Below are 19,610 nucleotides of genomic sequence, written 5' to 3' on the forward strand. Positions count from 1 at the left end.
CAAGTCTTTATTCTCTTACCTAAGAAGCTTTCAGCTTCTTCTGTATATCCTGAACATACGTCTTAAATTTCTTATCCGTCTCAATCAAATCCTCTACCGTCTGACAAGCATAAATCACCGTAGAATGATCCCTTCCACCAAAGAAATTACCAATACTCTTCAAGGATGATTTCGTATGGTTCTTCGCCAGGTACATGGAAATCTGTCTTGCCTGTACAATCTCCCTCTTCCTTACCTTCGATTTCACCATTTCCACAGGAACCTCAAAATATTCACAAACCAACTTCTGGATATACTCCATAGAAATCTCCTTATGCGTATTCTTCACAAAGTTCTTCAACATTGATTTGGCAAGATTCAAATCAATCTCCCGTTTATTCAATGTAGATTGCGCCAGTAAAGAAACCATAGCACCTTCCAATTCCCTTACACTATTATCAATCTGATTCGCCACATATTCCACCACATTCTCCGGCAATTCAATACCATCCGAATACATTTTCTTTTTCAAGATCGCCATTCTGGTCTCCAAATCTGGAACCTGAATATCGGCGGATAATCCCCATTTAAAACGGCTCAATAAACGCTCCTCTAATCCGGATAGATCTTTAGGTGCTTTATCTGATGTTAAAATGATCTGTTTTCCAGTTTGGTGTAGGTGATTGAATATATGGAAGAAAATATCCTGTGTCTTTTCCTTACCTGCAAAATTGTGCACATCATCCATAATGATCACATCCATCGCTTGATAGAAGTTCACAAAATCGTTGATAGTATTGTTCTTCAGGGAATCCACAAATTGTTGACAGAATTTCTCACAAGATACATAGATAACCAATTTGTCCGGTAAATTACGTTTGATCTCATTACCAATAGCCTGAGCCAGGTGGGTTTTTCCCAATCCTACATCACCATAGACCATCAGTGGGTTGAAAGAAGTACCTCCAGGCTTGTTTGCTACCGCAAAACCGGCAGAACGCGCCAAACGGTTACACTCACCTTCAATAAAATTATCAAATGTATAGTTTTGGTTTAATTGTGGATCCACATGCATCTTCTTCAACCCCGGGAATACAAATGGATTCTTGAAATCCTTATTGATCGCTACAGGGATTGGAATAGATTGTTTCTTTCCTTCCGCACCATTTCCATTAGAAGGCATGTTCGTGGTATAAGGTGTGTTGGCAGAAGATTTCTCCACCACAATATTATACTCCAAACGACCTTGCTCTCCTAAGAACTTTTTAACTGTTTTTCTGAGGATACCAACATAATGCTCTTCCAACCACTCGTAGAAAAACAAACTTGGTACTTGAATAGTTAAAACGTTTCCTTCAAGACGTACAGCTTTAACGGGCTCGAACCATGTTTTAAAACTTTGCGTTGGAATGTTATCTTTTATGACTGAAAGACAATTTTCCCAAACACTTGTACACGTTTTTTCCATTCTGTTTTTGTTAATAACTTGATAACCAATATTTGACAAAAATCTTGTTTATAACTTTTGCCTACAACGAATATGACAAAAAAATTTGAGCTAAAAAATTAAAAAATCAAAAAAACAAGATATCACTGTTATTCAATGAATTATAAGCATTTTTTAGCAATTTTCCCCTTAAAATGTTAAGCAAAATTATTTTATTAACATATTGAATTCCGATAAGAAATTTTTTACATTATAGATGAAAATTTAAGGCTGTAGATTTAGATTGTGGAAAACTTTTAACTTAAAAAAGGGGTACCAATGGCACCCCTTTCCTATATTTTCTAATTCTTTGAATAACCGCTTATTCTTAAGCAATTATCCGACCAAACTTTCTGTTTTTATTCCTTTTGTCATTTTACGAACCTGCAATTCAATACCTGTGGCATCATAACCACAAATCTGCCATAGCTCGGCTTGCTCTCCATGCTCCACAATACCATCCGGGATACCCAAACGTACTACTTCGGCCTGGTAATGATGATCTACCATGAACTCCAGAATCGCCGATCCGATACCGCCCGGTAAACAACCGTCCTCTACCGTAATCACCTTTTTATATTTCTTGAATACTTCGTGCAATAATTCCTCGTCCAACGGTTTGGCAAAACGCATATCGTAATGCGCAGGATGTATACCGTCCTCTCTTAATCTTACTATGGCTTTGCAGGCCTCATTTCCGATACTTCCGAAACTCAGGATAGCAATCTCCTCACCATCGCATATTTTACGGCCCTTACCAACTTCAATTTCTTTGAAAGGAAGTTTCCAGTCGGGCATCACCCCATTACCTCTAGGATAACGGATGGTAAATGGTCCTTTATCCGGCAATTGTGCAGTGTACATTAAATTACGTAGTTCTTCTTCATTCATCGGCGAAGAAACTACCATATTAGGTATACAACGCATATAAGCAATGTCATAAGCGCCATGATGGGTTGGACCATCAGCGCCTACCAATCCGGCACGATCCAAACAGAAGATTACATTCAGGTTCTGTAAGGCCACATCATGGATCACCTGATCAAATGCCCTCTGCATAAAGGAGGAATAGATATTACAGAAAGGTACCAAGCCCTGGGCAGCAAGACCCGCACTGAACGTAACGGCATGTTGTTCTGCAATACCGACATCAAAGGCCCTTTCCGGCATCGCCTTCATCATGATGTTCATCGATGAACCGGAAGGCATTGCTGGGGTAATACCCATGATCTTATCATTTTTCTCCGCCAATTCAACCAAGGTATGTCCAAAAACATCCTGATATTTTGGTGGCTGTGGCTTATCACTAACCGATTTCTTGATCTCACCGGTGATCTTATCGAATAGACCTGGTGCATGCCACTTGGTCTGATCTTTTTCAGCCAAGGCATAGCCCTTTCCTTTCACCGTAACAACGTGTAAAAGTTTAGGTCCATTGATATGTTTCAAATCCTCAATGGTTTTGACCAATTTATTCACATCATGTCCATCAACTGGACCGAAATACCTGAAATTTAATGATTCGAACAGGTTGGAGTTCTTCAATAAGGTGCCTTTGATGCTCAGCTCGAGCTTTTTCGCCCAACCATAGGCATTTGGACCGTTCTTAGAGATCTTCGCTAATACAGCTACCAGATCGTCCCGAAAACGATTATAGCTCTTAGAAGTGGTAATACTGGTCAGGTATTCCTTCATTGCCCCAACATTGGGGTCGATCGACATGCAGTTGTCGTTCAGAATAACCAACAGGTTGGATTTTTCGATTCCGGCATGGTTTAATGCTTCGAAGGCCATACCGCCGGTCAATGCACCATCTCCAATGATGGCCACATGTTGGCGATCTGTCTCTCCTTTATACGCCGAAGCAACCGCCATTCCTAAAGCAGCAGAAATGGAAGTGGAAGAGTGGCCAACACCAAAAGCATCGTATTCACTCTCGCTACGTTTCGGAAAACCAGAGAGACCACCCAATATACGGTTGGTATGAAAATTATCCCTTCTACCGGTTAATATTTTGTGACCATAAGCCTGGTGGCCTACGTCAAAAAGTACCTGATCATAGGGCGTATTTAGGGCATAATGCAATGCTACGGTCAACTCCACAACACCTAAACTCGCCGCAAAATGTCCGCCATTTACGGATACAATATCTATAATATATTGCCTTAACTCTTTACAAACCTCTTCTAAATCAGACTCTTTAAACTGCCTAAGATCAGAAGGGTATTGAATTTTCTGTAATAGCGGTCCTGCTTCTACCTGCATAACGTGAAAATTTTCGAAATAAGTTACAAAGTAACAATTAATTCCATTAACATACGGTATATATATACAATTTTATAATCCTGTTTGTTTTCTTAATTTTGATGCCAATTCATGGATACGACAAACTACGAGATCAAACTGGAACAATTTGAAGGTCCTTTCGACCTGTTGTTATTCTTCATCGAACGCGATGAACTGGATATCCATGAAATCCCCATATCAAAAATTACGGACGATTTCCTGGAATATATCCAGCATATGCAGTCCCTGAACATTGAATTGGCTTCCGAATTTATTTTTGTGGCTTCTACCCTAATGCGTATCAAGGCCAAAATGCTCCTTCCAAGACCGGATCTCGATGAAAATGAGAATGAAATCGATCTTAAAAAGGAATTGGTGCAGAAGCTTTTGCTCTATAAACAGTTCAAAGAAGTCTGTGAGGAGCTAAAAATCATGGAAGAGAATCGCACGAAACTTTATGAACGGGGAAATACGGCTTTCGACCTTAAATTGGCCAATACCGGCATTCGTTCCATTGAAGAAGATCTGGCTTCCTTTGACCTGTACAAACTGATGTTGGTCTATGAACGCCTGATGTATACCTATTCGCACAAGATCCAAGAGGTAAAACATACCGTCATCAAATATCCTTATACCATTGAACAGCAGAAAAAAGCCATTGCTGAGCTCATTGACATCAACAATACCATGGATTTTTCTGCCCTAAAAGCAAATTCTGAAAATAAAGTTCAATTTGTCTATAATTTCCTAGCGGTTCTGGAAATGCTCCAACAAAAGATATTGGATATTCAGATCGGATTGGGCTATAATAATTTCTGGATAGAAAAACGCGTCTCCTAAGGTTTCTTGATTCCTGATTGGATCTGCTGCTTCACTTCTTCCCGATCTTTCAATTGCTCTAGGCAGGACAACAGATAATCGTATTGCTTCGCACTTTCCATATCGCGGATCGCCTTTAGCGCATCGGCTCCAGCCTGCATCGCAAAGGTACTTTTCTGCGCAAATGATGCAATAAATTCCTGTATTTCCTCATCGGATTTGATACCATCCAATATGCCGAATTCCATCGCCTTTTCACTTCCAAAAGCGTTAGGGTCAAGACATAGCTGCATGATCTTTTTTTCGGACATGACCCGTGATAGACTGGCCATAACCTGGAAAGGAAATATGCCAAACGATAGTTCTGGGAGTTTGAATTGCACTTCTTTTTTGGCAAAAACATAGGTACAGCCCAAAATATAGAGAAACCCTCCGGCGATCACATCACCATCCAAGATGGCAATGGAGGGTTTGTTGAATTGATCAAAAACCTCACCCAAGGATATATTTTTATTTTCAATAGCTGGATTCAATTGATCCAAGCTTCTGTCCTGATAGGTCTTCAGATCCATTCCAGCACAGAAAACAGGTCCTTTAGCCTGTAATACCAATAAATTGACCGTCGGATTTTGTTTTGCCTCTTCTAGCGCATAAGCCAACTCATTGACCATCGTAGGCGTAAAGGCATTGCGTTTGGCCTCTCTATCCAAGGTCAGGTAAAAGACATGGCCCTCAACTTTTGTGGAAATAAAATTATACTTCATTGTTTATCAAATCTTGGAATCCCTGCATCAATTTCGCTGCCTGCTCAAAGGTACCTTTCTGGAAACGATCGATCAATAATTCCGTCGGAATATTACCTACCAGGTCATCCTTGGCAAAAGGACATCCACCATATCCCAAAATAGCCCCTTCAAAACGTCTGCATCCCGCATCAAAGGCCGCATTGACCTTCAACAAGGCATTTTCTATGGCAGAATGTAGGTGTGCACTGAATGGAATTTCTTGAAATTCTTGTTTCAACTTCAGGAAAAGATCTTTTACTACCTCTGGTGTGGCTTCAGCAGTGGTATCCGCAATGGAGAAATTCTTCACTCCAGCATGCTTCAGCTTATTGACCCAATCCAATACCAGGTCGGTATCCCAATGATCTTGATAAGGATTACCAAAAGCCATCGATATATACACCACCAACTCCTGGTTCCCTTTGGAAGCCAATAAATCCTGTATACTTCTCACAGTATCAAAAGCCTGCGCTATCGTACTGTTCGTGTTGTTCCTTTGGAATGTTTCAGAAATAGAAAAGGGATAGCCTAAATAATCTATCCTTCCCAATTCTACGCCTCTTTCAGCTCCTTTATAGTTTGCAATAATGGCCAACAATTTCGTGTCAGAAGGGTTCAATCCTTCCAACACTTCTTGGGTATCCGCCATTTGAGGTACTGCTTTCGGAGATACGAGACTTCCAAAATCAATACAATCAAATAGCTTGCTTTCCAACAAGCTATTGATGTATGTTATCTTTTTTGAGGTAGGAATCTGCACCTTCATGCCTTGAATGGCATCTCGAGGACAGTCTACCAAACTAATGGATTGATTAAGCATCTTTCTTGATTTCTCTTGCAATCACCATCCGCTGAATGGAACTTGTTCCTTCACCAATGGTACATAATTTTGCATCCCTAAAATATTTCTCAGCCGGGAAATCCTTGGTAAAACCATATCCCCCCAATATCTGAACACCATCATTGGATACTTCAACAGCAACTTCAGAAGCAAAAAGTTTCGCCATAGCGCCTTCTTTTGTTACTTTTTTACCATGATCTTTCAGATAACCTGCCTGGCGGATCAATAATTCCGAAGCATTGATCTTGGTCGCCATATCCGCTAAATTAAAACCAACCGCTTGAAAATCAAAAATCTTAGTTTGGAACTGTTCTCTTTCATTGGCATATTTCAACGCGCATTCGTAGGCGCCACGGGCAATACCCAAGGATAAAGCAGCAATGGAAATACGACCTCCATCCAATAATTTCAAGGCCTGTACAAAACCATCCCCAATCTCACCGATCAACTGATCTTTGTGTATACGACAATCTTCGAAGAACAAACTACCGGTTTCTGAAGCACGCATGCCTAATTTATCCATTTTAGCTCCAGCAGAAAAACCTGGTGTTCCTTTTTCAACGATAAAAGCAGAAATTCCTTTTTTATCTCCTTTTTCACCGGTTCTCGCCATCACCACAGCCACATCACCTGATATAGCGTGGGTGATAAATGTTTTATCGCCATTCAATACGAAATAATCTCCATCAGCTACCGCTACGGTATTCATACCGCCTGCATCAGATCCAGATCCAGGTTCTGTTAATCCCCAAGCTCCTAGCCATTCTCCGCTAGCCAACTTCGGTAAATATTTCTTTTTCTGCTCTTCGTTCGCAAAACTTAAGATATGGTTTGTACAAAGGGAATTATGGGCAGCAACGGATAATCCGATCGATCCACAAACCTTAGATATTTCATCTAAAATCGTGATGTACTCCTGGTAACTAAGGCCTGAACCACCATATTGTTCAGGAACAATAATACCCATGAATCCATGCTCACCAAGCTTTTTGAATAAATCTTTAGGGAAAATCTGTGCCTCATCCCATTCCATCACATGGGGTTTAATGTAGGTGTTCGCAAAATTACGCGCACTTTCCTTTACCATTGACAATTGTTCGTCAGAATCAACGTAATGCATAATATTATTTTATTTTAGTTTATATTTGGGTTCTAATTATTTTTTACAAATATTATAAAAAACAAATTATATTTTATGATATTTAAAATAATTTAACGCTATAAACCTTTATATTTTATATAATTTCAATCGAAATGCAACAACTTTTAGATGAACTTCGTAGGAAGCACGAGGACCTTGTTTTAGGTGGAGGATTAGATAAAATCCAAAAACAAAAGGAAAAGGGAAAAATGTCTGCTTGGGAGCGAATTGCCTATTTAATCGACGATGAGAGCCCATATGTAGAGATTGGAAGCTTCGCAGCAGATGGGCAATACCTGGAACATGGAGGCTGCCCGAACGCAGGTGTTGTCGTCGTGATGGGCTATGTAAAAGGAAGATTATGTATCGTGGTTTCTAATGATGCAACCGTAAAAGCTGGAGCATGGTTTCCCATGACCTGTAAGAAGAACCTCCGAGCGCAGGAAATTGCGATGGAAAATCATTTACCCATCATTTATTTGGTGGATTCTGCCGGGGTTTACCTACCGATGCAGGATGAAATATTTCCAGATAAGGAACATTTTGGACGAATTTTCAGGAATAATGCCAAGATTTCAGCGATGGGGATTCCCCAGATTGCTGCAATCATGGGATCATGTGTTGCCGGTGGTGCCTACCTTCCGATCATGTCAGATTATGCCTTAATCGTGGAAGGTACGGGTTCGGTGTTTTTGGCGGGTTCTTACCTGGTGAAATCTTCTATTGGTGAGGTAATCGATAATGAAACATTGGGTGGGGCATCTACGCATTCTGAAATATCAGGTGTTACAGATAATAAATATCCGGATGATGAATCCTGCTTGGATGCCATTCGGAATATCGTGGATAAATTTGGAGAGGAACCTAGGTATAAGTTTTCCAGAACTGAAGCTTTGGCACCGGAATATCCGGTGGAAAAGATCTATCAATATTTACCCGAAGACCGCTTAAAGCCTTATAATATGTTGGAAATATTGAAGGCTATTGTGGATGAGGGAAGTATTGAGGAATATAAAAAGGATTATGGAAAGACGTTGATCTGTGCATTGGCACGGGTTGATGGTTGGGCGGTAGGTATTGTTGCCAATCAACGGGAAGTGGTGAAGGCGAAGAAGCCAGGAAATGCAACGGAAATGCAGATGGGAGGGGTTATCTATTCGGATTCTGCGGATAAGGCAGCTCGGTTTATCATGAACTGTAATCAGCAGAAGATTCCTTTGGTATTCTTTCAGGATATAACGGGTTTTATGGTGGGTTCGAGATCGGAACATGGCGGTATCATTAAAGATGGTGCTAAAATGGTGAATGCGATGGCGAATTCGGTAGTTCCAAAATTTACGTTTATGGTAGGGAATAGCTATGGAGCAGGAAATTATGCGATGTGTGGAAAAGCTTATGATCCAAGGTTGATCTATGCTTGGCCAACGGCGCAGATTGCGGTAATGAGTGGAGCATCTGCAGGAAAAACTTTATTGCAGATCCAGGAAGCAGCCTTGAAATCAAAGAATGTTACCCTTTCGGAAGAGGATAAGAATAAGTTATTGGCGGATATAGAAGCGAAATACAAGGCGCAGTTGAGTCCGTATTATGCGGCTAGTAGATTATGGGTTGATGGGGTGATTGATCCCGCAGAGACGCGGAAAATCATTTCTATGGGGATAGAAGCAGCTAGTCATAATGCTGACATGGGAAAATATAATGTTGGGGTGATACAGGTGTAGTTTTTAGATGATAGATATTAGATGATAGACCTGGTCCTTGGGAACCATTCGTCCTTGCCACTAGTCCGTCATTACCACTATTACGTCGTTGCCACTATTTCGTCATTGCGAGGAACGAAGCAATCTTTGGACTTTGTCATCCTGAGCTGTCTTTGTCATCCTGAGCGGAGTCGAAGGATCTGTACGGTTGTACAGCAACAGATGGTTCGACTACGCTCACCATGACATGCGGGAAGATTGCTTCGTCGTACCTCCTCGCAATGACGGGATATCGCAAAGTCAGGGAAAGGTCTATAATCTATAATCTAACATCTATAATCTTTAACTGAAAGCATTCCAGCCTTGAGCTGTAATATCATGCACATTCCCTGATTTAGAAATCATCTGGCATCCTGCTGATGCCTCCGTAATATGTCCAATCACGGAAATATCCAGCTGTCCTTTTACCTTATCATAATCCGATTGAGAAATGGTAAACAACAACTCATAATCTTCACCACCACTTAATGCACAAACCGTAGGATCCAATCCAAATTCCCTTGCCGTTTCATAGGTCATCGGATCAATAGGAATCTTCTCCTCATACAGTTTACAACCAACATTCGAAGCCTTACAGATATGCAAGATTTCCGATGCCAAGCCATCCGAAACATCGATCATCGCATGCGGCTGGATCTCCAGATCCGCCAACAACTGCACAATATCCTTTCTGGCATCCGGCTTCAGCTGCCTTTCAATAATATAATCTTTTCCTTCCAGATCAGGCTGTATACCAGGATTTTCCAAGAAAATCTGCTTTTCTCTTTCCAATAACTGCAGGCCAACATACGCTCCACCAAGATCCCCAGAAACACATACCAAATCTCCTTCTTTCGCTCCAGAACGATAAGCAATCTTAGCTTCCTCTGCATAGCCCATACTGGTCACCGAAATCACCAATCCCTGCGCTGAAGTAGACGTATCCCCACCAATCAAATCCACATTATAATTCTGGCAAGCGATCAAAGCACCTTCATAAATTTCCTCCACCGCTTCCAAAGGAAACTTAGAGGATAATCCAATGGAAAAAGTAACCTGTGAAGCCATACCATTCATGGCATAAATATCACTCAGGTTAACCTGTATCGCCTTATATCCCAAATGTTTAAGCGGGACATACCGTAAATCAAAATGAACATTCTCCAGCAAGAGATCCGTAGAAACCAAAACCTTCTGATTGGAAAAATCCAATACAGCGGCATCATCTCCTACACCCTTGATGGTACTTTTTTGGGTGAGCTGAATATTCTTGGTCAGATGCTCGATCAGACCAAATTCACCCATTTCATTCAGATTTGTTTTTTCAATATTATCGAACATAGTTATAATCCCAATTTTGCAGAAATATCCAACATCCTTTCAATAGGTCGCTGAGCCCGTTTGATGATATCCTCTGGAAGAATGATCTCTGGCTGCTCGTAATACAAGCAATTGTATAATTTTTCCAGGGTATTCAATTTCATATGCGGACAATCATTACAAGCACACATGTTGTTTGGTGGCGCTGGAATGAACGTCTTAGAAGGAGAGGCCTTCTGCATCTGATGTAGGATTCCTGATTCTGTAGCGACGATAAAGGTATCTGCCGCATCCTCGATCGTAAATTTCAACATCCCTGAGGTAGAACCGATGTAATCCGCCTGTGCAAGGATGTGTTCCTCACATTCTGGATGTGCAATAAACTTCGCATCTGGATATTCTGCGCGCAAGGCATCGATCCTTTCCTGCGAGAAGATCTCGTGCACCATACACGCACCGTTCCAAAGCACTAGATCCCTACCCGTTTTCTTCTTCACATAATCCCCTAGATTACGGTCAGGACCAAAGATGATCTTCTGATCCTCCGGTAAACTTTCCACAATCTGCACCGCATTACTGGAAGTACAAACGATATCGGATAAAGCCTTCAGTTCAGCCGTACAGTTCACATAGGTGATCACCAAGTGATCCGGATATTTCTCTTTGAATTTTGCAAATAAATGTGGTGGACAACTATCTGATAAAGAGCATCCTGCCTTTAGATCAGGTAACAATACTTTCTTACTTGGAGAAAGTATCTTCGCTGTTTCTGCCATGAAATGAACACCGGCAAATACAATCACCTCCGCATCCGTCTTTGCAGCCTGTTGCGATAAGCCCAAACTGTCGCCAATATAATCAGCAAGATCCTGAATCTCAGATTCCTGATAATAATGGGCTAGGATAACGGCATTCTTCTCTTTCTTCAGCTTATTGATTTCTGCAACCAGATCGATGGTCGGGTCTATCGCCACATCAATATAGCCCTTCGCCTCCAAGTCGTATTCAAAAGTTTTATTCATTTGGTTTCGATTAATTGACAAATGTGATTTCATTGATCGATTACACAAAAGTAAACAAAGAAAATGAAACGAAATCCACATTCCTTTTTTTCAATAATTAATAACTCTTTTTTTAAAAGAAGAATCTTGTTGTTTATTAGCATGTGGATAATGGGGATAATTTTAGGATTTTTAATTTTATTTAATGGATATTCTCTATTTATTCACAAGTTATCCACAGGTCTAAAAGCCTTATCTCTTGATTTTCAGTCCGCTCATTTTTGACCCTTTATTTTTTCCATATTTTTTTGTGAAATGTTTGTTTGTGGGGAATTGTTAATATTACATTCATTTGCTCTTAATATTTTGGTAATAATTGTGTGGAAATTGATAGCGATGTTGATTTTTGAGAAGTTTTCAATTTTATTCCACGAGTTATTTACAGGTTTTCCACATATTTTGTTAATTTGTTGGTTTATTAGGTATTAATAAAGGATATAACAGTAAACATAGGTTGTGGATAGAAAAGTTGATTTTTTAGTCGTAGGATCAGGAATTGCAGGCTTGAGTTTTGCGCTCAAAGCTGCTAAGCTAGGAAAAGTGCTTATCGTAACGAAAGCCAATGAGGATGAGTCGAATACAAAATATGCTCAGGGTGGGGTTGCCGTCGTAACGGATGAAACCGATAGCTTTGAAAAACATATTGAAGATACCCTGATCGCAGGAGATGGTCTATGTGATACCCAGGTTGTGGAAAACGTGGTGAAAGAAGGGCCTGCTCGTATAAATGAGCTGATTGCTTATGGTACTTCTTTCGATAAGGAAGATTCCGGCGAATATGATCTGGCCCGTGAAGGTGGTCATTCCATGCATAGGATCCTTCATTATAAGGACATTACAGGCTATGAGATCGAAAGGGCGCTATTGGATCAAATCCATGCGAATCCTAATATTGAGATATTAACACATTATTTCGCCGTTGATCTAATTACTCAACACCATTTGGGTATACATGTGGATAAACGTTCAGAAAACATCAATTGCTATGGTATCTACGCGTTAAATACAAAAAGCAAGGTGGTGGAAAAGATCCTTTCAAAGGTTACCTTGATGGCAACTGGTGGAGCTGGACATGTGTATTCCAGTACAACGAACCCTACCATTGCCACAGGTGATGGTATTGCCATGGTCTATCGTGCAAAAGGTAAAGTTCGTAATATGGAATTTATACAGTTCCATCCAACGGCTTTATATAATCCAAGGGAATATCCCGCATTTTTGATTTCTGAAGCTGTGCGTGGTTTCGGTGGTATTTTGAGACGTGCGAATGGGGAATCCTTTATGGAAGAATACGATGAACGCGGATCGCTGGCGCCGAGGGATATTGTGGCCCGTGCTATTGATGCGGAGATGAAGAAATCCGGATTGGATTATGTGTATTTAGATATTACCCATCGATCCAAAGCCGATATTCTTTCCCATTTTCCTAATATCTACGAAAAATGCCTGTCCGTTGGTTTGGATATGACCAAGGATTTTATTCCGGTATCACCTGCTGCGCATTATTTATGTGGTGGTATTATGGTGGATGAATACGGAGCTACCAGTATAAAAAGTTTATATGCATGTGGAGAATGTTCTTCAACAGGCTTACATGGAGCCAATCGATTGGCATCCAACTCTTTATTAGAAGCAGCTGTATATGCACACCGGATTTTTGAAGATGCAAGTAAAATTGTTGGATCTATCGACTATCAGGAAGACATTCCTTCTTGGGATGATTCCAATACCCAATTGAGTAATGAGGATATTTTGGTGACCCACAACCTTCGTGAAACACAAAAGTTGATGAGCGATTATGTGGGAATTGTTCGTTCTGATTTTAGGTTAGAACGTGCGATGCGTAGATTGGGATTACTCCATGAAGAAACGGAATCCTTCTATAAGAACACCAAATTGTCGGTTAAGCTATGTGAGCTTCGGAATGTCATTCAGGTGGCTTATCTCGTGGTTAAATCAGCTACACAGCGAAAAGAGAGTAGGGGATTGCATTACACCACAGATTATCCGCAACATGCTAATATATTAGAAGATACGATCCTTTAAACCCAATCTATGGCAACTATACTTCCTGTTAAGGACAAACAACCTATTATTGCTGAAAACTGCTTTGTAGCGCCCAATTGTACCATTGTCGGTGATGTGGAAATTGCGGAACATTGCTCAATCTGGTTCAATGCCGTGATCAGAGGGGATGTGAATTATATACGTATTGGCAAGTATTCCAATATACAGGATAATGTGACCATCCACGGAACCTATCTGAAGAATGGTACCGATATTGGAAATTATGTGAACATCGGGCATAATGCCATTGTACATGGCTGTATTATAGATGATTATGTACTTATCGGGATGGGGGCTATAGTCATGGATAAAGCCCATATTCAGAGCAATGTGATCATTGCAGCCGGAGCTGTGGTATTGGAGAACAGTATCTGTGAATCGGGATTCCTGTATGCTGGTGTTCCTGCCAAAAAAATAAAGCCGCTCACGGAGGAGCAGCTTAATCTCTTAAAAAAATTACCACATAATTATGTGCTATATTCTTCTTGGTTCCAGGAAGAAAACTAAATTTTGAATCGGAACCATTGATTTAGGCTAAGGAAAGTTTACTTCAATGGTTTCGTTCTGTTCCCAGTTTGCCCTGATGGTAAACGTCCTATCCAGGTACCATATTCTTTCCGCTTGTTTTCGCGCATAAACATCCGCTGGATCCCATTTTCCATTTGCATTGCTGTCCTCGATTATCCGCAGACTGTATTTACCTCCAGGAAATTTAATGTAGGAAAGTTTGTGATCGGCCGGTAATATTTTCTTATCAAAGATCTTATCCTTTTTCTCGTCAATAAGTTCGATAATATAACTTTTGCCTGTATCCAATCCATTGAACGTCAAGTTGATATCCCCGTAATTATCGGCTTCGTTCAACGTGAAACTTGTCTTACTTTCTTTGTTGAATTCATCGAAAGGTCCTAAGATGGCTTTCTCCTGTAGAACTAATTCATAATTCTTATTTGGCCGCCAATTGAAACGGATATGATAAAGTTCTTTATCAATAGAATCCTGTTGCAATTGAAAATTTCTACGTGATACCGAGTCCTCTGTTAGGAGGATCTTGTTCTTATCAACGGATGCAATTGGTGTTTTAGCACTCAATTGGATATGCTTTACCCGATCTACTTTGGTACTGATGTTCAGGATTGGTTGTATATGCTGATCAACCTTGATATTTCTTGCCTTTCTAAACTTCAGGGTATCCAATACCTGGTTATTTTCGGATAATTCAACCCGCACAGAATCGTAATCAATAGAAGAGGTATATATCCTCAGGGTATCATTTTCGGGACTTAATCGGATGATCTTATCCGCATCCAGGTTAGCGGGTTCCAAGATCCGCACCGTTGGATTATTGATGCTTCTATTGAATGTGAATAACATGGAACCATCAGTATCCATCTTTTTTTCCAGGTTTCTGAAGATGGTCGGATGGGATTGGGTATATTCTAGTTTGATGCCTGATACATTCTCCTGTAATACAATGCTATCATTCTGGAACCCTATCCAATCATCCCCATTGAAGATTTTATCGTTGTTGATGTCTTTGATAGCGTATACCCGGTAGGTATCTTCTCGCAGGTTATTGAACTTAAAATTTCCAGATGAATCCACACTGGTGTAATAGGAGGCTTTTTTCTTACCGAAAATAGAATCTTTGCTCGTCGGAATCAAAATAGCTATGACTTCTTTGTCCTTGCTCAGATCGAATTCTTTGGTATAGCCATTCATCACCGATCCTTCTATGGTTAAGGAATCCAATTTGTCACCTGTAGAGAAAACATAGGTATAGTTCATCAATGGATTGCTCTCGTTGTAATCGACCAAGCCTTTTCCAAAATTGATGGTATACGTGGTGTTGGCATCTAATGAATCTGGTAGGGTAATGATCAGATTCTTCTTCTTGACTTTTGGTTGGATAGAAGTACTGGCATCGGGGGAGAGGTTGAACTCGCGCTGCCAATTGGCCAATTTGATATATTCATCAAAAGTGATGACGATTTCCTTATCCTTAAAATTTCGGGAAAGGTTTGCCGGCGACTCATTCAGAATTTTTGGTGGAATGGAATCCTTGGGTCCTCCAGTTGGTCTTTGCATGTTCGCACACTGCATAAAACTCAAACTCAGCATAAAAATAAAGCATAAAAAAGCTATTCTTTGAAATAAGGTGCTTTTTAATTGATCTGACGGGTTTTTATCTTTTTTTGAATCCTGAGTCATAAATTTTAAAATAATGTCTTAAATCGCTTTATTTTACTTCGTTTCTTTATTTAATTAAATAACTGATATTCAGTATTTTAACTCATATGTACCATTAAAACACTGATATCCGCAGGAGAAACACCCGAAATCCGGGAAGCTTGGCCTAATGTTCTAGGTTTTACTTTTAATAGTTTTTGTCTTGCTTCGATCGATAATGAAGTTAAGGAATTATAATCAAATTCTGGATTGATTTCTTTGTCCTCCATTTTCTTCATCTTGTTCACAATTTCCATTTCCTTCTCAAAGTAACTATCGTATTTCACTTTGATCTCTGCTTGTTCAATAGTTTCCTTATCAAATTGCGATAAGTAGTTTGCTAAGGTTTTATCCGCTCTGATGATGTCATTCATCTCGACTTGTGGTCTACTTAGGATATTGAACAATCTTGTTTTTTGACTGATAGAACTGCTTCCTTTTTCGGCCAACACTTGGTTCATGTTGTCGATGGAAACTGAATTTGTTTTTAGGAACTCCACGATATCATCCGAGTTTTTTACTTTATCATTTACGATCTGTAATCTTTCATCGGATACCAATCCTAATTTATGGGCGATAGGGGTAAGGCGAATATCCGCATTATCCTGTCTCAATAATAGGCGGTGTTCTGCTCTGGAAGTGAACATCCGATAAGGCTCGTCTGTACCTTTTGTTACCAGGTCATCCACCAATACGCCGATATAAGATTCCGATCTTTTCAATATTAATTCATGCAGATCGTTGATGCGTTGATGCGCATTGATCCCTGCCAAGAAACCCTGTGCTCCTGCTTCTTCATATCCCGTGGTGCCATTGATCTGTCCTGCAAAGAAAAGGTGTTTTACCTTTAGCGTTTCCAAGGTTAGATCCAATTGCATCGGTGGGAAAAAATCGTATTCAATGGCGTATCCCGGTCTGTACATTTTCGCCTGCTCAAATCCTGGGATTAATTGCAACGCTTTTAATTGTACGTCCTCCGGAAGGGAAGTAGAGAATCCATTAACATAAATTTCCACCGTACGGAATCCTTCGGGTTCAACAAAAATCTGATGCCTTTCGCGCTCCGCAAAACGGTTGATTTTATCTTCGATCGATGGACAATAACGTGGTCCCAAACCTTTGATTCTTCCGGTGAACATAGGAGATTTTTCAAATCCTGTTTTCAAAACCTCATGTACTTTATCGTTCGTATAGGTAATCCAACAACAGCGTTGTTCGGTTGGAACCTCTACATTGGTATAGGAAAAACGTCCGCGATTTTCATCACCCCATTGCTCTTCCATCCGTTCATAATTCAGACTTCTTCCATCTACACGGGGAGGAGTACCAGTCTTCATTCTACCGGATTCAAAACCTAAAGACACCAACTGTTCGGTCAATCCTGTCGCCGCTTTTTCCCCAGTTCTACCGCCACCAAATTTCTTTTCGCCCACATGGATTACCCCATTAAGGAACGTTCCATTAGTAAGCACTACAGCATCACTTTCTATACGGATACCCATTGACGTAATCACTCCTGCAGCTTTTCCGTTTTCTACGATGACTTCTTTTACCGTATCCTGCCACATATCCAAATTAGGAATGGACTCTAATTGCCAACGCCATTCTTCAGCAAAGCGCATACGGTCATTCTGTGTTCTTGGGCTCCACATGGCTGGACCTTTGGAAAGGTTCAACATGCGGAATTGTATAGTAGATTTATCAGCAATGATACCAGTATATCCACCCATAGCATCAATCTCTCTTACGATTTGACCTTTTGCCACACCACCGATAGCCGGGTTACAGCTCATCTGTGCGATCACCCCCATGTTCATGGTGATGAGCAAAACAGAGGAACCCAGGTTAGCCGCTGCTGCTGCTGCCTCACATCCGGCATGGCCGGCCCCAACTACAATTACATTATATTTTTTAAACATAGATTATTCTCAAGTTTCACGTGGAACTGATAAAGGAGTTTCACGTGAAACGTATTATATAAATTCTGCCAACTCCATCCAGCGTTCTGTTTTGCTGTCAAGACTGGTCTTGCTCTTTTCTATCTCTTCCGCTATTTCCTGAAGCTCCACATGGTTCGTTGTGCTCGAAAGTTTTTCGGTCAACACACTCACCTGGTTCTCCAAGGTTTCGATTTCCTTTTCCAAGGACTCGAACTCATGCTGTTCCTTGAAGCTTAGCTTCTTCTTTTTCTCTTGAACCGGTTGAACTTTTTCAACCTTCTTCTCTACCTTTTTCTCTACGGCTTCCTGCTCCAATTTGAAGTCGGCATAGTTACCATTATAGATCACTACCTCGGCATCTCCTTTGAAGACGAACAATTGTTCCGTCAGTTTGTCTATCAAGTAACGGTCGTGGGAAACTAAGATCAATACCCCATGGTACTCCTCTAAAAATTCTTCCAGGATATTCAAGGTATCAATATCCAGATCATTGGATGGCTCATCGAGTATCAGGAAGTTCGGATTGGCCATCAACACCCGCATCAATTGCAACCTCTTTTTTTCTCCACCACTCAGTTTGCTTACCAAACCAAATTGCTTCTCCGGTGGAAATAAAAATTTAGTCAATAATTGGGAAGCCGTGATCACTTCTCCACTTTTCATCTCGATGAAATCGGCCACATTCTTGACAATGTCCAACACGCGCTCATCCGTCGAGAAGCTCAAACCTTCCTGTTTATAGTAACCATATTTGGTCGTCTCGCCCACATCAATTTTACCTGAAGTAGGAAGGAGGATGCCTGTAATCAAATTCAAAAAAGTAGACTTACCACTTCCGTTCTTTCCGGCTAGACCAATTCGGTCTCCCTTCTTGAATATGTAGGAAAAATCCTTAATGATGTCTTTACCGGCTACAGCAAATCCAACCTTATCTAATTCCAAGATTTTATTTCCCTGGCGGGAAACTTTAACCGAAAGCTCCACATTATCTTTCTTCCTCGGACCCTTGGATCGCTCCTCTAAGTCGTAGAAAGATTCAATTCTCGCCTTCGCTTTAGTACCCCTTGCCTGTGGCTGACGGCGCATCCAATCGAGCTCCTTCCTCCATAGGTTTCTGGCCTTATCCGCCGCCGCAATTTCTGTTGCTTCACGCTCGGCTTTCTTCTCCAAGAAGTAGGCGTAATTTCCTTTATAGGAATAGACCTGCCCTTTATCCAACTCCCTAATTTCTGTACAGATATTATCGAGAAAATAACGGTCGTGGGAAACCAACAATACCGTCTTCTGTCCGGTGGTCAATAGTTTTTCCAACCATTCAATGGTCTCAATGTCCAAGTGGTTGGTCGGCTCATCCAATACATAGATATCCGGTTCATCAATCAAGAGCTTCGCCAAAGCCAAGCGTTTCTTTTGGCCTCCACTCAAGGATGCGATCTGCTGATTGAAGTTTTTGATCTGGAACCTATTAAGGATGGTCTTGATGTTGTTTTCATATTCCCAAGCGTTCAAGTTGGTCAACCTTTCGGTGATATCCATGAAATGTTTTGAGTTAAAATCTTGATTTTCAACTAATTGTTCGTATTCTTTGATTAATTGTTGCTGCTCATTATCCAAGCTGAATATGAAATCATTGATGGTATTCAGGTAGGAGAAATCGGGTTCTTGTGGTAGATAACCAATTCGGAGTCCGCGCTCTTTAACAACCCTACCTTTTGTAGGGACGACTAGTTCGGCCAATATCTTCAATAAGGTAGATTTTCCGGTACCATTGATACCGACCAATGCTACACGGTCGCCTTTCTGTAAAGCAAAATGTAAATCTTGAAATAACCAGCGATCATTAAATGAATGGCTAACTTGTTCTGTGCTTAAAATACTCACCTAGATGTTTTGACGTAAAATTCCAAGCACAAAATT

14 protein-coding genes are annotated in these 19,610 nt (G+C 40.6%); 4 read left to right on the forward strand and 10 right to left on the reverse strand.

Going from position 1 to position 19,610, the window contains the following annotated elements; all coding sequences use genetic code 11:
• Positions 1-19: 19 nt before the first annotated feature.
• Both dnaA and dxs read right to left on the reverse strand, forming a co-directional pair.
• Positions 20-1,447 carry a chromosomal replication initiator protein DnaA gene (gene dnaA / locus E3D81_RS00005; protein WP_099367199.1) on the reverse strand — a complete coding sequence of 476 codons (1,428 nt, stop codon included), beginning with the start codon at positions 1,445-1,447 and terminating at the stop codon, positions 20-22.
• Between the two features lie 354 nt (positions 1,448-1,801).
• A complete protein-coding gene (gene dxs / locus E3D81_RS00010; protein WP_134775982.1) occupies positions 1,802-3,730 on the reverse strand; it encodes a 1-deoxy-D-xylulose-5-phosphate synthase in 1,929 nt (642 codons plus the stop codon).
• 111 nt (positions 3,731-3,841) lie between these two features.
• Between dxs and E3D81_RS00015 the strand changes: the two genes are divergently transcribed.
• Complete coding sequence (locus E3D81_RS00015; protein ID WP_134775983.1) at positions 3,842-4,591, forward strand: segregation and condensation protein A; 750 nt, start codon at positions 3,842-3,844, stop codon at positions 4,589-4,591.
• Here E3D81_RS00015 and E3D81_RS00020 read toward each other — a convergent pair.
• From E3D81_RS00020 to E3D81_RS00030, 3 genes are read right to left on the reverse strand one after another with little or no spacing between them, the layout of a single operon-like run.
• A complete protein-coding gene (locus E3D81_RS00020) occupies positions 4,588-5,334 on the reverse strand; it encodes an enoyl-CoA hydratase/isomerase family protein (RefSeq protein ID WP_134775984.1) in 747 nt (248 codons plus the stop codon). The two genes, E3D81_RS00015 and E3D81_RS00020, sit on opposite strands and share 4 nt — an antisense overlap.
• On the reverse strand, positions 5,324-6,175 hold the full coding sequence (locus tag E3D81_RS00025) for a hydroxymethylglutaryl-CoA lyase (RefSeq protein WP_134775985.1): 852 nt from the start codon (positions 6,173-6,175) through the stop codon (positions 5,324-5,326). Before E3D81_RS00025 ends, E3D81_RS00020 begins: the two co-directional genes overlap by 11 nt.
• Complete coding sequence (locus E3D81_RS00030) at positions 6,168-7,316, reverse strand: acyl-CoA dehydrogenase family protein (RefSeq protein ID WP_099367194.1); 1,149 nt, start codon at positions 7,314-7,316, stop codon at positions 6,168-6,170. The genes E3D81_RS00025 and E3D81_RS00030 overlap by 8 nt, the downstream gene beginning before the upstream one ends.
• 134 nt (positions 7,317-7,450) lie before the next feature.
• Here E3D81_RS00030 and E3D81_RS00035 point away from each other — a divergent pair, with 134 nt between their 5' ends.
• Positions 7,451-9,058 carry an acyl-CoA carboxylase subunit beta gene (locus E3D81_RS00035; protein ID WP_134775986.1) on the forward strand — a complete coding sequence of 536 codons (1,608 nt, stop codon included), beginning with the start codon at positions 7,451-7,453 and terminating at the stop codon, positions 9,056-9,058.
• Positions 9,059-9,379: 321 nt separating this feature from the next.
• On the opposite strand, the gene thiL is transcribed toward E3D81_RS00035, so the two are convergent.
• On the reverse strand, positions 9,380-10,417 hold the full coding sequence (thiL, locus tag E3D81_RS00040; RefSeq protein ID WP_134775987.1) for a thiamine-phosphate kinase: 1,038 nt from the start codon (positions 10,415-10,417) through the stop codon (positions 9,380-9,382).
• Positions 10,418-10,419: 2 nt separating this feature from the next.
• Positions 10,420-11,418 carry a quinolinate synthase NadA gene (gene nadA, locus E3D81_RS00045; protein ID WP_134775988.1) on the reverse strand — a complete coding sequence of 333 codons (999 nt, stop codon included), beginning with the start codon at positions 11,416-11,418 and terminating at the stop codon, positions 10,420-10,422.
• A gap of 495 nt (positions 11,419-11,913) precedes the next feature.
• On the opposite strand from nadA, the gene nadB reads away from it, so the two are divergent.
• Positions 11,914-13,503 (forward strand): L-aspartate oxidase, encoded by a 1,590-nt coding sequence (nadB, locus tag E3D81_RS00050; RefSeq protein ID WP_099367190.1) that lies wholly within the window; start codon positions 11,914-11,916, stop codon positions 13,501-13,503.
• 9 nt (positions 13,504-13,512) lie between these two features.
• A complete protein-coding gene (locus tag E3D81_RS00055; protein WP_099367189.1) occupies positions 13,513-14,031 on the forward strand; it encodes a gamma carbonic anhydrase family protein in 519 nt (172 codons plus the stop codon).
• Positions 14,032-14,058: 27 nt separating this feature from the next.
• Here the strand turns inward: E3D81_RS00055 and E3D81_RS00060 are convergent, their stop codons facing one another.
• The 3 genes from E3D81_RS00060 to E3D81_RS00070 form a co-directional block, all read right to left on the reverse strand.
• The gene (locus tag E3D81_RS00060; RefSeq protein ID WP_245153248.1) at positions 14,059-15,612 is read right to left on the reverse strand and encodes an Ig-like domain-containing domain; all 1,554 of its coding nucleotides are present in this window, start codon (positions 15,610-15,612) and stop codon (positions 14,059-14,061) included.
• 200 nt (positions 15,613-15,812) lie between these two features.
• A complete protein-coding gene (mnmG, locus tag E3D81_RS00065) occupies positions 15,813-17,672 on the reverse strand; it encodes a tRNA uridine-5-carboxymethylaminomethyl(34) synthesis enzyme MnmG (protein WP_134775990.1) in 1,860 nt (619 codons plus the stop codon).
• Positions 17,673-17,726: 54 nt separating this feature from the next.
• A complete protein-coding gene (locus tag E3D81_RS00070; RefSeq protein WP_134775991.1) occupies positions 17,727-19,574 on the reverse strand; it encodes an ABC-F family ATP-binding cassette domain-containing protein in 1,848 nt (615 codons plus the stop codon).
• Positions 19,575-19,610 lie beyond the last annotated feature (36 nt).

This window comes from Sphingobacterium sp. CZ-2, from assembly GCF_004526235.1.
Classification (GTDB): domain Bacteria; phylum Bacteroidota; class Bacteroidia; order Sphingobacteriales; family Sphingobacteriaceae; genus Sphingobacterium; species Sphingobacterium tenebrionis.

Coding starts and splice junctions, on each gene's coding strand:
- dnaA (WP_099367199.1), bottom strand. CDS start 1,447: ATGGAAAAAACGTGTACAAGTGTTTGGGAAAATTGTCTTTCAGTCATA.
- dxs (WP_134775982.1), bottom strand. CDS start 3,730: ATGCAGGTAGAAGCAGGACCGCTATTACAGAAAATTCAATACCCTTCT.
- E3D81_RS00015 (WP_134775983.1), top strand. CDS start 3,842: ATGGATACGACAAACTACGAGATCAAACTGGAACAATTTGAAGGTCCT.
- E3D81_RS00020 (WP_134775984.1), bottom strand. CDS start 5,334: ATGAAGTATAATTTTATTTCCACAAAAGTTGAGGGCCATGTCTTTTAC.
- E3D81_RS00025 (WP_134775985.1), bottom strand. CDS start 6,175: ATGCTTAATCAATCCATTAGTTTGGTAGACTGTCCTCGAGATGCCATT.
- E3D81_RS00030 (WP_099367194.1), bottom strand. CDS start 7,316: ATGCATTACGTTGATTCTGACGAACAATTGTCAATGGTAAAGGAAAGT.
- E3D81_RS00035 (WP_134775986.1), top strand. CDS start 7,451: ATGCAACAACTTTTAGATGAACTTCGTAGGAAGCACGAGGACCTTGTT.
- thiL (WP_134775987.1), bottom strand. CDS start 10,417: ATGTTCGATAATATTGAAAAAACAAATCTGAATGAAATGGGTGAATTT.
- nadA (WP_134775988.1), bottom strand. CDS start 11,418: ATGAATAAAACTTTTGAATACGACTTGGAGGCGAAGGGCTATATTGAT.
- E3D81_RS00055 (WP_099367189.1), top strand. CDS start 13,513: ATGGCAACTATACTTCCTGTTAAGGACAAACAACCTATTATTGCTGAA.
- E3D81_RS00060 (WP_245153248.1), bottom strand. CDS start 15,612: ATGCAAAGACCAACTGGAGGACCCAAGGATTCCATTCCACCAAAAATT.
- mnmG (WP_134775990.1), bottom strand. CDS start 17,672: ATGTTTAAAAAATATAATGTAATTGTAGTTGGGGCCGGCCATGCCGGA.